This is a genomic window from Pseudomonas sp. URIL14HWK12:I6, from assembly GCF_000514195.1.
In the GTDB taxonomy this organism is placed as follows: Bacteria; Pseudomonadota; Gammaproteobacteria; order Pseudomonadales; family Pseudomonadaceae; genus Aquipseudomonas; species Aquipseudomonas putida_A.
Genome location: NZ_AZVL01000035.1, coordinates 1 through 16,167 on the forward strand (window position 1 = coordinate 1; position 16,167 = coordinate 16,167).

General features: G+C 55.8%; 13 protein-coding genes and 1 tRNA gene. All 14 read right to left on the minus strand.

The genetic code is table 11. The annotated features are described in order from the left end of the window. A partial coding sequence (locus H043_RS29360) for a GTP-binding protein (protein WP_256214497.1) occupies nt 1-339 on the minus strand: 339 nt, incomplete at its 3' end. A 31-nt stretch (nt 340-370) separates the two neighbouring features. Then, the gene (fusA, locus tag H043_RS0125895) at nt 371-2,476 is read right to left on the minus strand and encodes an elongation factor G (RefSeq protein WP_007962223.1); all 2,106 of its coding nucleotides are present in this window, start codon (nt 2,474-2,476) and stop codon (nt 371-373) included. Between the two features lie 30 nt (nt 2,477-2,506). After that, nucleotides 2,507-2,980: a 30S ribosomal protein S7 gene (gene rpsG, locus H043_RS0125900; protein ID WP_003228745.1), complete on the minus strand. Its 474-nt coding sequence runs from the start codon at nt 2,978-2,980 to the stop codon at nt 2,507-2,509. A 107-nt stretch (nt 2,981-3,087) separates the two neighbouring features. Beyond that, nucleotides 3,088-3,459, minus strand: a complete 372-nt coding sequence (rpsL, locus tag H043_RS0125905; protein ID WP_003186084.1) for a 30S ribosomal protein S12 — start codon at nt 3,457-3,459, stop codon at nt 3,088-3,090. Between the two features lie 215 nt (nt 3,460-3,674). Next, entirely contained in the window at nt 3,675-7,874 is a 4,200-nt protein-coding gene (gene rpoC, locus H043_RS0125910; RefSeq protein WP_027614261.1) for a DNA-directed RNA polymerase subunit beta', read from the minus strand. 63 nt (nt 7,875-7,937) lie between these two features. Then, complete coding sequence (gene rpoB / locus H043_RS0125915; RefSeq protein WP_027614262.1) at nt 7,938-12,011, minus strand: DNA-directed RNA polymerase subunit beta; 4,074 nt, start codon at nt 12,009-12,011, stop codon at nt 7,938-7,940. Nucleotides 12,012-12,232: 221 nt separating this feature from the next. Next, entirely contained in the window at nt 12,233-12,598 is a 366-nt protein-coding gene (gene rplL, locus H043_RS0125920) for a 50S ribosomal protein L7/L12 (RefSeq protein ID WP_007962228.1), read from the minus strand. 74 nt (nt 12,599-12,672) lie between these two features. Next, entirely contained in the window at nt 12,673-13,173 is a 501-nt protein-coding gene (rplJ, locus tag H043_RS0125925) for a 50S ribosomal protein L10 (protein ID WP_003228752.1), read from the minus strand. Nucleotides 13,174-13,371: 198 nt separating this feature from the next. Continuing rightward, nucleotides 13,372-14,067, minus strand: coding sequence for a 50S ribosomal protein L1 (rplA, locus tag H043_RS0125930; protein WP_003228754.1), 696 nt, complete (start codon nt 14,065-14,067; stop codon nt 13,372-13,374). Beyond that, nucleotides 14,067-14,498 carry a 50S ribosomal protein L11 gene (gene rplK / locus H043_RS0125935; RefSeq protein ID WP_003228756.1) on the minus strand — a complete coding sequence of 144 codons (432 nt, stop codon included), beginning with the start codon at nt 14,496-14,498 and terminating at the stop codon, nt 14,067-14,069. Before rplK ends, rplA begins: the two co-directional genes overlap by 1 nt. 117 nt (nt 14,499-14,615) lie before the next feature. Beyond that, nucleotides 14,616-15,149, minus strand: coding sequence for a transcription termination/antitermination protein NusG (gene nusG / locus H043_RS0125940; protein WP_025113545.1), 534 nt, complete (start codon nt 15,147-15,149; stop codon nt 14,616-14,618). 9 nt (nt 15,150-15,158) lie between these two features. Beyond that, on the minus strand, nt 15,159-15,527 hold the full coding sequence (gene secE, locus H043_RS0125945) for a preprotein translocase subunit SecE (protein WP_027614263.1): 369 nt from the start codon (nt 15,525-15,527) through the stop codon (nt 15,159-15,161). Between the two features lie 45 nt (nt 15,528-15,572). After that, nucleotides 15,573-15,648, minus strand: a tRNA-Trp gene (locus H043_RS0125950). Nucleotides 15,649-15,701: 53 nt separating this feature from the next. Continuing rightward, nucleotides 15,702-16,167, minus strand: a 466-nt coding sequence (locus H043_RS0125955) for an EF-Tu/IF-2/RF-3 family GTPase (RefSeq protein ID WP_027614254.1), incomplete at its 5' end; no start/stop codon positions are given.

The following is a 16,167-nucleotide window of genomic DNA, read 5'->3' on the forward strand; positions in this document are numbered from 1 at the left end:
CATCGGACCATCAGCGGCCGAGCAAACCAGGATCGCGCCGTCCATCTGGGCAGCACCGGTGATCATGTTCTTCACGTAGTCAGCGTGACCTGGGCAGTCAACGTGAGCGTAGTGACGAATAGTCGAGTTGTACTCAACGTGAGCGGTGTTGATGGTGATACCGCGAGCTTTTTCTTCTGGAGCGCTGTCGATCTTGTCGAATTCAACTACGGCCGAACCGAAAACTTCGGAGCAGACGCGAGTCAGAGCAGCGGTCAGAGTGGTTTTACCGTGGTCAACGTGACCGATGGTGCCAACGTTGACGTGCGGTAGGGAACGATCAAATTTTTCTTTAGCCACGACAATTAACTCCTAGCCTAAAGGGGCTGAATCAGCCTTGTTTTTTGGTTACGGATTCGACGATGTGCGACGGAGCCGTATCGTATTTTTTGAATTCCATAGAGTAGCTTGCGCGACCCTGGGACATGGAGCGAACGTCGGTCGCATAACCGAACATCTCACCCAGTGGAACCTCGGCACGAATAACCTTGCCGGACACTGTGTCTTCCATACCCTGGATCATGCCGCGACGACGGTTAAGGTCGCCCATTACATCACCCATATAGTCTTCAGGCGTAACAACCTCTACCGCCATGATCGGCTCGAGCAACTCACCACCACCCTTCTGGGCCAGTTGCTTGGTCGCCATGGAAGCAGCCACTTTAAACGCCATCTCGTTGGAGTCGACGTCGTGGTAAGAACCATCGAACACGGTTGCCTTCAGGCCGATCAGCGGATAGCCGGCAACAACGCCGTTCTTCATCTGCTCTTCGATACCCTTCTGGATAGCCGGGATGTATTCCTTAGGAACCACACCACCTACAACTTCGTTCACGAATTGCAGACCTTCCTGACCTTCATCAGCAGGAGCAAAACGGATCCAGCAGTGACCGAACTGGCCGCGACCACCGGACTGACGAACGAACTTGCCTTCGATTTCACAGTTCTTCGTGATGCGCTCACGATACGAAACCTGAGGCTTGCCGATGTTGGCTTCGACGTTGAACTCACGGCGCATCCGGTCAACCAGGATGTCCAGGTGCAGCTCGCCCATGCCGGAGATGATCGTTTGACCAGTCTCTTCATCAGTTTTAACGCGGAAAGACGGGTCTTCCTGAGCCAGCTTGCCCAGTGCGATACCCATTTTTTCCTGGTCATCCTTGGTCTTAGGCTCTACGGCAACCGAAATAACCGGCTCCGGGAAGTCCATGCGAACCAGGATGATTGGCTTGTCAGCGTTGCAGAGGGTTTCACCAGTGGTGACATCCTTCATGCCGATCAGGGCCGCGATGTCGCCAGCGCGTACTTCCTTGATCTCTTCACGGGCGTTTGCGTGCATTTGCACCATACGACCCACGCGCTCTTTCTTGCCTTTAACCGAGTTGATCACGCCGTCGCCGGAGTTCAACACGCCCGAGTAAACACGAACGAAGGTCAAGGTACCCACGAATGGGTCGGTAGCGATTTTGAACGCCAGTGCCGCGAACGGCTCGTCGTCACTTGCGTGACGCTCCATTTCCTCTTCCTCGTTATCAGGGTTCGAGCCCTTGATAGCTGGAATGTCGGTTGGAGCAGGCAGGAAGTCGATAACGGCGTCGAGAACCAGGGGAACGCCCTTGTTCTTGAACGACGAACCGCACACAGCCAGAACGATTTCGCCAGCGATAGTGCGCTGACGCAGAGCGGCCTTGATCTCTTCGATCGACAGCTCTTCGCCTTCCAGGTACTTGTTCATCAGCTCTTCACTGGCTTCGGCCGCAGCCTCAACCATGTTGCTGCGCCACTCAGTAGCCAGCTCGAGCATGTCCGCAGGGATTTCCTTGCGAACAGGAACCATACCCTTGTCAGAGTCGTTCCAGTAAACAGCCTGCATGTTGATCAGGTCGATCTGGCCCTGGAAGTTGTCTTCCGAACCGATAGCCAGCTGAATCGGCACCGGAGTGTGACCCAGACGCTGTTTGATCTGACCGATCACGCGCAGGAAGTTGGCACCGGCACGGTCCATTTTGTTTACGTAAACAAGACGTGGAACGCCGTATTTGTTGGCTTGACGCCATACGGTTTCCGACTGCGGCTCAACACCCGAAGTACCGCAGAATACAACGACAGCGCCGTCGAGTACGCGCAGGGAACGTTCAACTTCAATGGTGAAGTCTACGTGGCCCGGGGTATCGATGACGTTGAAACGGTGCTCGTGCGGGTACTGCTTCTCGGAACCTTTCCAGAAGGCGGTAATGGCAGCAGAAGTAATGGTAATACCACGCTCCTGCTCCTGAACCATCCAGTCTGTGGTCGCGGCGCCGTCATGCACCTCGCCCATTTTGTGACTTTTGCCAGTGTAAAAAAGGACGCGCTCGGTGGTGGTGGTTTTACCAGCATCCACGTGAGCGACGATACCGATGTTACGGTAGCGACTAATCGGAGTAGTACGAGCCATAAAGCCCTCGCAAAATTAGTGAAGCTAAAATTAGAAGCGGTAGTGCGAGAAAGCTTTGTTGGCTTCGGCCATACGGTGCACGTCTTCACGCTTCTTAACAGCAGCACCTTTACCTTCAGCAGCATCCAGCAGTTCGCCAGCCAAGCGCAGAGCCATAGACTTCTCGCCACGCTTACGGGCGAAGTCTACCAACCAGCGCATTGCCAGAGCGTTACGGCGGGAAGGACGAACCTCGACCGGAACCTGGTAAGTAGCACCACCAACGCGGCGCGACTTCACTTCGACCAGCGGAGCGATGGCGTCGAGTGCTTTTTCGAAGAGTTCCAGGGGATCGGTGCCGGCCTTACGAGCCTTCACGGTTTCCAGGGCACCATAAACGATACGCTCGGCAACGGCTTTCTTGCCGCTTTCCATAACGTGGTTCATGAATTTGGCGAGGATCTGGCTTCCGTATTTCGGATCGTCCAGAATCTCACGCTTTGCTGCTACGCGACGTCTTGGCATGATAAGCCCTCAAGCGGTCTTCAGGTTAGTTCGGGACAGATCCATTGGATGCAAGCCCGACCTTACTCTTATCGACTCAATAAAATGAAAATCTGCAAAACGACCGATTACTTCGGACGCTTGGTACCGTACTTCGAACGACCCTGGTTACGGCCTTTAACGCCGGAAGTATCCAAGGAGCCGCGAACGGTGTGGTAACGAACACCTGGCAAGTCTTTTACACGACCGCCGCGGATCAGTACCACGCTGTGCTCTTGCAGGTTGTGGCCTTCACCACCGATGTACGAGGAAACCTCGAAACCGTTGGTCAGACGCACACGGCATACTTTACGCAGTGCCGAGTTAGGTTTTTTCGGCGTAGTGGTGTACACACGGGTGCACACGCCACGACGTTGCGGGCAGTTCTGCAGCGCAGGCACGTCGGATTTCTCGACGATACGCTTACGCGGCTGACGTACCAGCTGGTTGATAGTTGCCATCTACTAGCTCCACTGTTGTCTTGCGACGCTATTGTCTTGCAAGAAAAGCAAAATGACAGGAACGGATTCCCGCCAAATTTAGGGGATCAAGAGTCTAAAGAGGATCTTGTCCCCAGTCAAGGCAAGGCCCCGACCTCCCCGCCCGTCGAACCTTGACAATTTGTCTCGATTCGACGAACGGAGCGATCAGGGCCTCAGCTTAGTTACCGCAGAACTCAGTTACCGCTCGAGTTCAGCGCTTCGGTCAGTGCAGCTTCCACTTCACTGGCGCTTACGCGCAACGGCTTGTCTGCATCACGACGACGCTTGCGCTCGCTGTGGTACGCCAGACCGGTACCGGCCGGGATCAGACGACCCACAACCACGTTTTCTTTCAGGCCGCGCAGGTAGTCGCGCTTGCCGGTGACTGCCGCTTCGGTCAGTACGCGAGTGGTTTCCTGGAAGGAAGCCGCCGAGATGAACGATTCGGTCGACAACGACGCCTTGGTGATACCCAGCAGAACGCGAGTGAACTTGGAGACAAACTTGTCTTCCGCGCTCAGACGCTCGTTCTCTACCAGTACGTGAGTCAGCTCCATCTGGTCGCCCTTGATGAAACTGGAATCGCCGGACTCGGAGATCTCAACTTTACGCAGCATCTGACGCAGGATGGTCTCGATGTGCTTGTCGTTGATCTTCACGCCTTGCAGACGGTAAACGTCCTGGATCTCGTTCACGATGTACTTGGCCAGCGCGCTCACACCCAGCAGACGCAGGATGTCGTGCGGATCGCTTGGACCATCGGAGATAACTTCGCCGCGGTTTACCTGTTCGCCTTCGAACACGTTCAGGTGACGCCACTTCGGAATCAGCTCTTCGTACGGATCGCTACCGTCGTTCGGGGTAATGACCAGACGGCGCTTGCCTTTGGTCTCTTTACCGAACGCGATGGTGCCGCTGACTTCAGCCAGAATCGACGCTTCCTTCGGACGACGAGCTTCGAACAGGTCGGCAACACGCGGCAGACCACCGGTGATGTCGCGAGTTTTCGAAGTTTCTTGCGGGATACGAGCGATAACGTCACCGATCGCGATCTTCGCACCGTCCGCAACACCGACCAGGGCGTTGGCTGGCAGGAAGTACTGAGCGATAACGTCAGTGCCTGGCAGCAACAGATCCTTGCCGTTGTCGTCGACCATCTTCACTGCTGGACGGATTTCTTTGCCCGCAGCTGGACGATCTTTCGCGTCGAGTACTTCAATGTTGGTCATACCGGTCAATTCGTCAGTCTGACGCTTGATCGTGATGCCTTCTTCCATGCCCACGTAGGTCACGGTACCTTTCATTTCGGTAACGATCGGGTGAGTGTGCGGATCCCACTTGGCCACGATTGCGCCAGCGTCGACCTTGTCACCTTCTTTAACCGAAATCACAGCACCGTACGGCAGCTTGTAACGCTCACGCTCACGACCGAAGTCATCAGCGATTGCCAGCTCACCGGAACGGGACACGGCAACCAGGTGGCCATCCACTCGCTCAACGTGTTTCAGGTTGTGCAGACGGACAGTACCGCCATTCTTCACCTGAACGCTGTCGGCTGCGGAAGTACGGCTTGCCGCACCACCGATGTGGAACGTACGCATCGTCAGCTGGGTACCCGGCTCACCGATGGACTGGGCAGCAATAACGCCGACCGCTTCACCGATGTTCACCTGGTGACCACGAGCCAGATCACGGCCGTAGCACTTGGCGCAAATGCCATAGCGGGTTTCGCAGCTGATCGGCGAACGCACGATCACTTCGTCGATGCTGTTCAGCTCGATGAACTCGACCCACTTCTCGTCTACCAGGGTACCGGCAGGAACGATAACGTCCTCGGTGCCTGGCTTGAATACGTCACGGGCAATAACACGACCCAATACGCGCTCACCCAACGGCTCTACAACGTCACCGCCTTCAATGTGCGGAGTCATCAACAGACCGTGTTCAGTGCCGCAATCGATCTCGGTTACAACCAGATCCTGCGCCACGTCTACCAGACGACGAGTCAGGTAACCGGAGTTCGCAGTTTTCAACGCGGTATCCGCCAGACCTTTACGAGCACCGTGAGTCGAGATGAAGTACTGAAGTACGCTCAGACCTTCACGGAAGTTCGCAGTAATCGGCGTTTCAATGATGGAACCGTCCGGCTTGGCCATCAGACCACGCATACCGGCCAGCTGACGAATCTGCGCTGCGGAACCCCGCGCACCCGAGTCGGCCATCATGTACATCGAGTTGAAGGACTCTTGGTCAACTTCATCGCCATGACGGTCGATGACTTTCTCTTTCGAGAGGTTGGCCATCATCGCCTTGGAAACTTCGTCGTTCGCCTTCGACCAAAGGTCGATCACTTTGTTGTACTTCTCGCCCTGGGTTACCAGGCCGGAGGCGTACTGGCTCTCGATCTCTTTCACTTCGTCGGTGGCTGCACCGATGATGCGGGCTTTTTCGTCCGGGATAACGAAGTCGTTAACACCGATGGAAACGCCGGAGATGGTCGAGTAAGCGAAACCGGTGTACATCAACTGGTCAGCGAAGATCACGGTCTCTTTCAGACCAACCACGCGGTAGCACTGGTTGATCAGCTTGGAGATCGCCTTTTTCTTCATCGGCAGGTTGACGACATCGTACGACAGACCTTTTGGCACAACCTGGAACAGCAGCGCACGGCCGACAGTGGTGTCGACGATACGAGTGTTGCTCACGCTGTTGCCGTCACGGTCGTTGACGGTTTCGTTGATACGAACCTTGACCTTGGCGTGCAGTGCGGCTTCGCCGGCACGGAACACACGGTCAACTTCCTGCAGATCCGCGAACACACGACCTTCGCCCTTGGCGTTGATCGCTTCACGAGTCATGTAGTACAGACCCAATACAACGTCCTGCGACGGAACGATGATTGGCTCACCGTTGGCTGGCGACAGAATGTTGTTGGTCGACATCATCAACGCACGCGCTTCGAGCTGGGCTTCCAGCGTCAGCGGTACGTGCACGGCCATTTGGTCGCCGTCGAAGTCGGCGTTGTACGCGGCGCAGACCAGCGGGTGCAGCTGGATAGCCTTACCTTCGATCAGGACCGGTTCAAACGCCTGGATACCCAGACGGTGAAGGGTCGGTGCACGGTTGAGAAGAACCGGGTGTTCGCGAATCACTTCAGCGAGAACGTCCCAAACCTCTGGCAGCTCGCGCTCGACCATCTTCTTGGCCGCTTTGATGGTGGTCGCGAGACCACGCATTTCCAGCTTGCCGAAAATGAACGGTTTGAACAGCTCGAGAGCCATCTTCTTCGGCAGACCGCACTGGTGCAGACGCAGGGTCGGGCCTACGGTAATTACCGAACGACCGGAGTAGTCAACACGCTTACCGAGCAGGTTCTGACGGAAACGACCTTGCTTACCCTTGATCATGTCAGCCAGGGATTTCAGAGGACGCTTGTTCGAACCGGTGATAGCGCGGCCACGACGACCGTTGTCGAGCAGTGCATCGACAGCTTCCTGCAACATACGCTTTTCGTTGCGCACGATGATGTCCGGAGCGGACAGATCCAACAGGCGCTTCAAACGGTTGTTACGGTTGATCACTCGACGATACAGATCGTTGAGGTCGGAAGTCGCGAAACGACCGCCATCCAACGGGACCAGTGGACGCAGATCTGGCGGCAGAACCGGCAGAACGGTCAGCACCATCCACTCTGGCAGGTTGCCGGAACCCTGGAAGGCTTCCATCAACTTCAGACGCTTGGACAGCTTCTTGATCTTGGTTTCCGAGTTGGTTTGCGGAATCTCTTCGCGCAGACGGCCAATCTCATGCTCCAGGTCGATAGCGTGCAGCAGTTCACGGACAGCTTCAGCACCCATGCGGGCGTCGAAGTCATCACCGAACTCTTCCAGCGCTTCGAAGTACTGCTCGTCGTTCAGCAGCTGACCTTTTTCAAGGGTGGTCATGCCCGGATCGATAACGACGTAGCTCTCGAAGTAGAGAACGCGTTCGATATCACGCAGGGTCATGTCCATCAGCAGGCCGATACGGGACGGCAGCGATTTCAGGAACCAGATGTGGGCAACCGGCGAAGCCAGTTCGATGTGCGCCATGCGCTCACGACGAACCTTGGCCAGTGCGACTTCAACGCCGCACTTCTCGCAAATCACACCACGGTGCTTCAAGCGCTTGTACTTACCGCACAGGCACTCGTAATCCTTTACCGGGCCAAAGATCTTGGCGCAGAACAGACCGTCACGCTCAGGTTTGAACGTACGGTAGTTGATGGTTTCCGGCTTTTTAACTTCACCGAACGACCACGAGCGGATCATCTCAGGCGAGGCCAATCCGATACGGATGGCGTCGAACTCTTCGACTTGACCCTGGTTTTTCAGCAAATTCAGTAGGTCTTTCAAGGCCTTTCCTCCTGGCGGAGCAGAGAGCGGGCAGTCCTGCCCCGCTCTCGATCGCGTCACGTGTTATTCGGTTTCCAGATCGATATCGATGCCGAGGGAACGAATTTCCTTGATCAACACGTTGAAGGACTCGGGCATGCCCGGCTCCATACGGTGATCGCCATCCACGATGTTTTTGTACATCTTGGTACGGCCGTTCACATCGTCCGACTTCACTGTGAGCATTTCTTGCAGAGTGTAAGCAGCACCGTATGCTTCCAGTGCCCAGACCTCCATCTCCCCGAAACGCTGACCACCGAACTGCGCCTTACCACCCAGCGGCTGCTGGGTAACCAGGCTGTACGAACCGGTAGAACGCGCGTGCATCTTGTCGTCTACCAAGTGGTTCAGCTTCAGCATGTACATGTAGCCAACGGTAACTGGACGCTCGAACTTGTTGCCGGTACGGCCGTCAGTCAGCTGCATCTGGCCGCTTTCCGGCAGGTCTGCCAGTTTCAGCATGGCCTTGATTTCGCTTTCCTTGGCACCGTCGAACACTGGAGTGGCCATTGGAACACCGCCACGCAGGTTCTTCGCCAGATCCAGGATTTCCTGATCGGAGAAGCTGTCCAGATCTTCGTTACGACCGCCAATCTGGTTGTAGATCTCGTCCAGGAAGGTGCGCAGCTCAGCGACTTTACGCTGCTCTTCGACCATCCGGTTGATCTTCTCGCCCAGACCTTTGGCCGCGAGACCCAGGTGGGTTTCAAGGATCTGACCAACGTTCATACGCGAAGGTACGCCCAACGGGTTGAGGACGACGTCGACCGGAGTGCCATTGGCATCGTGCGGCATGTCTTCAACCGGCATGATCACGGAGACCACACCTTTGTTACCGTGACGACCGGCCATCTTGTCGCCCGGCTGGATGCGACGACGGATTGCCAGGTAAACCTTGACGATTTTCAGCACGCCTGGAGCCAGGTCATCGCCCTGCTGCAGTTTGCGCTTCTTGTCTTCGAACTTGTCGTCCAGCAGACGGCGACGATCAACGATGTAGGCCTGAGCCTTCTCGAGCTGCTCGTTCAGAGCATCTTCAGCCATGCGCAGTTTGAACCACTGACCATGCTCAAGACCGTCGAGAACTTCGTCGGTGATGTCCTGACCTTTCTTCAGACCGGCGCCGCCTTCAGCCTTGTGGCCTACCAGAGCGGAGCGCAGACGCTCGAAGGTCGCGCCTTCTACGATACGGAACTCTTCGTTCAGATCCTTGCGGATCTCGTCCAGCTGGGACTTCTCGATCGACAGAGCACGAGCATCACGCTCAACGCCGTCGCGGGTGAAGACCTGTACGTCGATGACAGTACCTTTGGTACCGGTAGGTACACGCAGGGAGGTGTCTTTAACGTCGCTGGCTTTTTCACCGAAGATCGCGCGCAGCAGTTTTTCTTCCGGAGTCAGTTGGGTCTCGCCTTTCGGAGTGACCTTACCCACCAGAATGTCGCCTGCGCCCACTTCAGCACCGACATAAACGATACCGGCTTCGTCCAGCTTGTTCAGTGCAGCTTCACCCACGTTCGGGATGTCCGCAGTGATTTCCTCTGGGCCAAGCTTGGTGTCACGGGCCACACAGGTCAGTTCCTGAATGTGGATCGTGGTGAAGCGGTCTTCCTGAACCACACGCTCGGACAGGCAGATGGAGTCTTCGAAGTTGAAGCCGTTCCATGCCATGAACGCGATGCGCATGTTCTGACCCAGTGCCAGCTCACCCATGTCGGTGGACGGGCCGTCGGCCATGATGTCGCTACGCTGAACGCGATCACCCTTGCTCACCAGCGGACGCTGGTTGATGCAGGTGTTCTGGTTCGAGCGGGTGTATTTGGTCAGGTTGTAGATGTCGACACCGGCTTCACCGGTTTCAACTTCGTCATCAGCAACACGAACCACGATACGGCTGGCATCAACGGAGTCGATCACGCCGCCACGACGAGCCACGACGCAAACGCCGGAGTCGCGAGCCACGTTACGCTCCATGCCCGTACCTACCAGCGGCTTGTCAGCGCGCAGGGTTGGTACAGCTTGACGCTGCATGTTCGAACCCATCAACGCACGGTTGGCGTCGTCGTGCTCGAGGAACGGAATCAGCGACGCTGCAACCGAAACTACCTGCTTCGGCGAAACGTCCATCAGGGTGACGTCTTCCGGCGCCTTGACGGTGAATTCGTTCAGGTGACGTACGGCTACCAGTTCGTCGATCAGGACTTTCTGCTCGTTCATGGTCGCCGAAGCCTGCGCGATCACATGATCGGCTTCTTCAATGGCGGACAGGAACACGATCTCGTCGGTGACTACACCCTCTTTCACCACACGGTACGGGCTTTCCAGGAAGCCGTACTGGTTGGTGCGGGCATAAGCAGCCAGGGAGTTGATCAGACCAATGTTCGGACCTTCCGGCGTTTCAATCGGGCAGACACGACCATAGTGAGTCGGGTGTACGTCACGGACTTCAAAGCCTGCGCGCTCACGAGTCAGACCGCCAGGGCCGAGTGCAGAGACACGACGCTTGTGGGTGATCTCGGACAGCGGGTTGTTCTGGTCCATGAACTGCGAGAGCTGGCTGGAACCGAAGAACTCCTTCACCGCCGCAGCCACTGGCTTGGCGTTGATCAGGTCTTGCGGCATCAGGCCTTCGCTTTCAGCCATCGACAGACGCTCTTTGACCGCACGCTCAACACGTACCAGGCCAACGCGGAACTGGTTCTCGGCCATTTCGCCTACGCAGCGAACACGACGGTTACCCAGGTGGTCGATGTCATCGACGATGCCTTTACCGTTACGGATGTCGACCAGAGTCTTCAGGACCGCGACGATGTCTTCCTTGCACAGCACGCCCGAACCTTCGATCTCGGTACGACCGATACGACGGTTGAACTTCATCCGGCCGACCGCAGACAGGTCATAGCGCTCAGGGCTGAAGAACAGGTTGTTGAACAGGGTTTCGGCAGCGTCTTTGGTCGGCGGCTCGCCTGGACGCATCATGCGATAGATCTCGACCAGCGCTTCCAATTGGTTGCTGGTGGAGTCGATCTTCAGCGTGTCGGAGATGAACGGACCGCAGTCGATGTCGTTGGTGTACAGAGTTTCGATGCGAACAACGCCGGCCTTGGCGATTTTCGCCAGGACTTCGGTCGACAGCTCGGTGTTGCACTCTGCCAGGATTTCGCCGGTAGCTGGATGCACGATGACCTTGGCGGTGGTACGACCCAGGACGTAGTCCAGAGGCACGTCCAGCTCTTTGATCCCGGCCTTTTCCAGCTGGTTGATGTGGCGGGCAGTAATACGACGGCCCTGCTCGACAATAACCTTGCCTTTATCGTCCTGGATATCGAGAACAGCCACTTCACCGCGCAGACGCTGAGGCACCAGTTCCAGGCTCAGGCCTTCGCCTTTAACGTGGAATACGTTGGTGGTGTAGAAAGCGTCCAGCACTTCTTCGGTGGTGTAGCCGAGCGCGCGCAGCAGTACCGAGGCCGGCAGCTTGCGACGACGGTCGATACGCACAAATACGCAGTCTTTCGGGTCGAACTCGAAGTCCAGCCACGAACCGCGGTAAGGGATGATGCGCGCGGAGTACAGCAGTTTACCGGAACTGTGCGTCTTGCCGCGGTCGTGGTCGAAGAACACGCCCGGGGAACGGTGCAGCTGGGAAACGATAACACGCTCGGTACCGTTGATTACGAAGGTACCGTTCTCAGTCATCAATGGGATTTCGCCCATGTAGACTTCTTGCTCTTTGATGTCCTTGATCGCTTTGTTCGACGATTCTTTGTCGAAAATGATCAGGCGCACTTTTACCCGCAAAGGTACGGCGAAAGTTACACCGCGCAATACGCATTCTTTGACATCAAATGCCGGTTCGCCCAAGCGATAACCGACGTACTCCAGCGCAGCATTGCCGGAGTAGCTGATGATCGGGAAAACGGATTTGAAGGCCGCATGCAGGCCCACGTCGCGGAACTGATCTTTAGTCGCTCCCGCTTGCAAGAATTCACGATACGAATCCAGCTGGATGGCCAGGAGGTACGGCACATCCATGACGTCCGGCAACTTGCTAAAGTCCTTGCGGATACGTTTTTTCTCAGTATATGAGTAAGCCATCAGCGTTCCCCAGCTTGGTCACCTGCTTGTTTGGCCCCTCCCGACGGGAGCAGCCAGAAAATCGTGCAAACCCCATGGTTTGCGCCACCGCATCGGGTGGTTACAGCGCCTTTATCAGCACCGACCCAGTCGGCTGCCAATAACGGAAAAAGGCCGGTGGCAAGAGCCACCAGCCATCAGCCTGTCGCTTGACGCTCGGGCTGGAGGAGCAAAGTCGATACTTATTTCAGCTCGACTTTAGCGCCTGCTTCTTCCAGCTTCTTCTTGGCGTCTTCAGCAGCTTCTTTCGAAACGCCTTCAGCTACAACCTGAGGAGCGCCGTCTACTTTCTCTTTGGCTTCTTTCAGGCCCAGACCGGTCAGTTCACGAACTGCCTTGATCACGTTAACCTTCTTCTCGCCAGCTTCCAGCAGAACAACGTTGAACTCGGTTTGCTCTTCAACAGCAGCAGCAGCTACAGCTGGGCCAGCCGAAGCAGCAGCAGCGGTAACACCGAAGGTTTCTTCCATCGCTTTGATCAGCTCAACGATTTCCACTACGGATTTCTGGCCGATTGCTTCGATGATTTGTTCGTTAGTCAGAGACATGACTCAATTCCTGAATTGGGGGACGGCCTACGCGACCATCGAAATAAACAAAAAACGCGAGAAGTTGACGAGCCTTAGGCTGCGGCAGCTTCTTTCTGGTCGCGAATTGCCGCCAGAGTACGAGCCAACTTGCTGGTAGCGCCTTGAATCACGCTCATCAGCTGAGAAATTGCTTCGTCACGGGTCGGCAGAGTTGCCAGTACGTCGATCTGATTAGCTGCGAGGAACTTGCCCTCGAACGCAGCTGCCTTGATCTCGAACTTGTCCTGACCCTTGGCAAACTCTTTGAAGATACGAGCAGCAGCGCCCGGATGTTCGTTCGAGAATGCAATCAGGGTCGGGCCGGTGAACACGTCGTTGAGGACACTGTATTCAGTGTCAGCAACTGCGCGCTTGAGCAGGGTGTTACGTACAACACGTACGTAAACGCCAGCTTCACGAGCCTCTTTACGGAGTCCGGTCATTGCGCCTACTGTTACGCCACGGGCATCAACCACGACAGCGGACAGAGCGACTTTGGCAGCCTCGTTGACTTCAGCGACGATGGCCTTCTTGTCTTCGAGATTAATTGCCACGGGTTTAACTCCTGCTTGTTACCGTTTCACTCGGTCGAAACCGAATGTCGTTTTGGTGTCTGATTCGGTAAGGAACCGGGAGCACCATCTGCGTAGGCTTGTGGTTTAAGGCTTGCGCCGCCTACGGTCTTGGATAGCCCCCGCCAGGCAGGGACCCCAATCTTTCAATTAGCGCGAATAATCGCGCCAACCTTTGTCTTACGCGTCCAGCGAGCTCTGGTCGATAACCAGACCTGGGCCCATAGTGGTGCTCAGGGTAACGCGCTTGACGTAGATACCTTTCGAGGAAGCTGGTTTGATACGCTTCAGGTCAGCGATCAGGGCCTCAACGTTTTCCTTCAGCTTGACGGCATCGAAACCGATCTTGCCAACGGAGGTGTGGATGATGCCGTTTTTGTCGGTGCGATAACGAACCTGACCAGCCTTGGCGTTTTTAACCGCGGTAGCTACGTCTGGAGTTACGGTGCCGACTTTCGGGTTAGGCATCAGGCCACGTGGACCGAGGATCTGACCCAGTTGACCTACAACGCGCATGGCATCCGGGGATGCGATCACTACGTCATAGTTCAGGTCGCCGCCTTTCATTTCGGCAGCCAGGTCGTCCATACCTACACGGTCAGCGCCGGCAGCCAGAGCGGCCTCAGCAGCTGGACCCTGGGTGAACACAGCAACGCGAACGGTCTTGCCAGTGCCGTGTGGCAGCACAGTAGCGCTACGAACAACCTGGTCGGATTTACGCGGGTCTACACCCAGGTTTACAGCAACGTCGAACGACTCGCTGAACTTGACAGTCGACAGCTCAGCCAGCAGAGCAGCAGCGTCTACAATGTTGTAGGCCTTGCCTGCTTCGATTTTGCCGGCGATAGCCTTTTGACGCTTGGTCAGCTTAGCCATTACACACCCTCCACGTTAAGGCCCATGCTACGAGCAGAACCGGCGATAGTACGCACGGCTGCATCCATATCAGCTGCAGTCAGATCCGCGTTTTTGGTTTTCGCGATTTCTTCCAGCTGAGCACGGGTAACAGTGCCAACCTTAACGGTGTTCGGACGAGCGGAACCGCTGGTCAGACCGGCCGCCTTCTTCAGCAGAACCGAAGCAGGGGTGGATTTGGTTTCGAAAGTGAAGCTACGGTCGCTGTAGACAGTGATGATCACTGGAGTCGGCAGACCTGCTTCAAGACCCTGAGTACGGGCGTTGAAAGCCTTGCAGAATTCCATGATGTTCACGCCGTGCTGACCCAGAGCAGGACCAACAGGTGGGCTTGGGTTAGCCTGAGCGGCCTTCACTTGCAGCTTGATGTAAGCGGTAATCTTCTTGGCCATGAGGCACTCCAATTACGGGTTCGAACGCCTCGAAAGGCTCCCCGGTTACTTGCGCGTTTATCCCAGTGACGACAAAACCCCACAGCCTAGGGCTGCGGGGTTGGGATGCTTGTTCAGCTAGACCTTTTCGACCTGACTGAACTCCAACTCTACCGGAGTAGAGCGACCGAAAATAAGCACTGCCACCTGGACACGGCTCTTTTCGTAGTTAACTTCTTCGACGGTGCCGTTAAAGTCAGCGAATGGACCGTCAGTAACACGAACTACCTCACCCGGCTCAAACAGAGTCTTCGGTTTCGGCTTATCGCTACCATCAGCCACGCGACGCAGAATGGCTTCCGCCTCTTTGTCGGTGATTGGAGCAGGCTTGTCGGCGGTACCGCCAATGAAGCCCATCACCCGAGGAGTATCCTTGACCAAGTGCCAAGTACCCTCATTCATATCCATCTGTACCAGCACATAGCCTGGGAAGAACTTGCGTTCGCTTTTGCGCTTCTGGCCATTACGCATTTCAACCACTTCTTCAGTGGGAACCAGAATTTCGCCGAAGCCATCTTCCATGCCAGCCAGCTTAACGCGCTCAATCAGCGAGCGCATGACATGCTTCTCGTAACCCGAGTAAGCATGCACAACGTACCAACGCTTAGCCACGGGACACCCTTAGCCGACAATCAAGGAAACAAGCCAGCCGAGCAGGGAATCAACACCCCACAACAGCAACGCCATAACGATAACCACAGCAACAACGATCAACGTTGTCTGCGTGGTTTCCTGGCGAGTTGGCCATACGACTTTACGAATCTCAGCGCGCGCTTCCTTAACCAGTACAAAGAACGACTTGCCCTTTGCAGTCTGCAGGCCTACAAAGGCAGCTACAGCAGCAATTACGAGCAAAGCGAGTACACGGTACAGGATCGGCGAAGCAGCGTAATACTGATTGCCAACTACACCCACAACCACCAAAGCGGCTACCACAAGCCACTTGAGCAGATCGAAGCGAGAGCCTTGAGCTTCAGCCTTAGGAGTCATCTATGAAGATCCTGTGAAAAGAAAGCCAGACACACCGAGTGAATCTGGCAGGTCAGGAGGGAATCGAACCCCCAACCTACGGTTTTGGAGACCGTCGCTCTGCCAATTGAGCTACTGACCTAAAACAAAATCAGGCCGACCATTATGCCGGCCCGAAAAATACATTACAACCGCTTATTCGATGATTTTAGCTACGACGCCAGCGCCGACGGTACGACCGCCTTCACGGATAGCGAAACGCAGACCATCTTCCATCGCGATGGTTTTGATCAGGGTAACAGTCATCTGAATGTTGTCACCTGGCATTACCATTTCAACGCCTTCTGGCAGCTCGCAGTTACCAGTCACGTCAGTAGTACGGAAGTAGAACTGTGGACGGTAGCCTTTGAAGAACGGAGTGTGACGACCGCCTTCTTCCTTGCTCAGAACGTAAACTTCTGCGGTGAACTTGGTGTGCGGTTTAACCGAACCCGGCTTAACCAGAACCTGACCACGCTCAACGTCGTCACGCTTGGTACCACGCAGCAGAACGCCGCAGTTCTCGCCAGCACGACCTTCGTCGAGCAGCTTGCGGAACATCTCAACACCGGTGCAGGTGGTGGTGGTGGTGTCACGCAGACCAACGATTTCCAGTGCATCT

What these genes read in the sequence shown, in the direction of transcription:
- fusA (WP_007962223.1), bottom strand. Translation starts at nt 2,476, where the DNA reads ATGGCTCGTACTACTCCGATTAGTCGCTACCGTAACATCGGTATCGTC.
- rpsG (WP_003228745.1), bottom strand. Translation starts at nt 2,980, where the DNA reads ATGCCAAGACGTCGCGTAGCAGCAAAGCGTGAGATTCTGGACGATCCG.
- rpsL (WP_003186084.1), bottom strand. Translation starts at nt 3,459, where the DNA reads ATGGCAACTATCAACCAGCTGGTACGTCAGCCGCGTAAGCGTATCGTC.
- rpoB (WP_027614262.1), bottom strand. Translation starts at nt 12,011, where the DNA reads ATGGCTTACTCATATACTGAGAAAAAACGTATCCGCAAGGACTTTAGC.
- rplL (WP_007962228.1), bottom strand. Translation starts at nt 12,598, where the DNA reads ATGTCTCTGACTAACGAACAAATCATCGAAGCAATCGGCCAGAAATCC.
- rplA (WP_003228754.1), bottom strand. Translation starts at nt 14,067, where the DNA reads ATGGCTAAGCTGACCAAGCGTCAAAAGGCTATCGCCGGCAAAATCGAA.
- rplK (WP_003228756.1), bottom strand. Translation starts at nt 14,498, where the DNA reads ATGGCCAAGAAGATTACCGCTTACATCAAGCTGCAAGTGAAGGCCGCT.
- secE (WP_027614263.1), bottom strand. Translation starts at nt 15,527, where the DNA reads ATGACTCCTAAGGCTGAAGCTCAAGGCTCTCGCTTCGATCTGCTCAAG.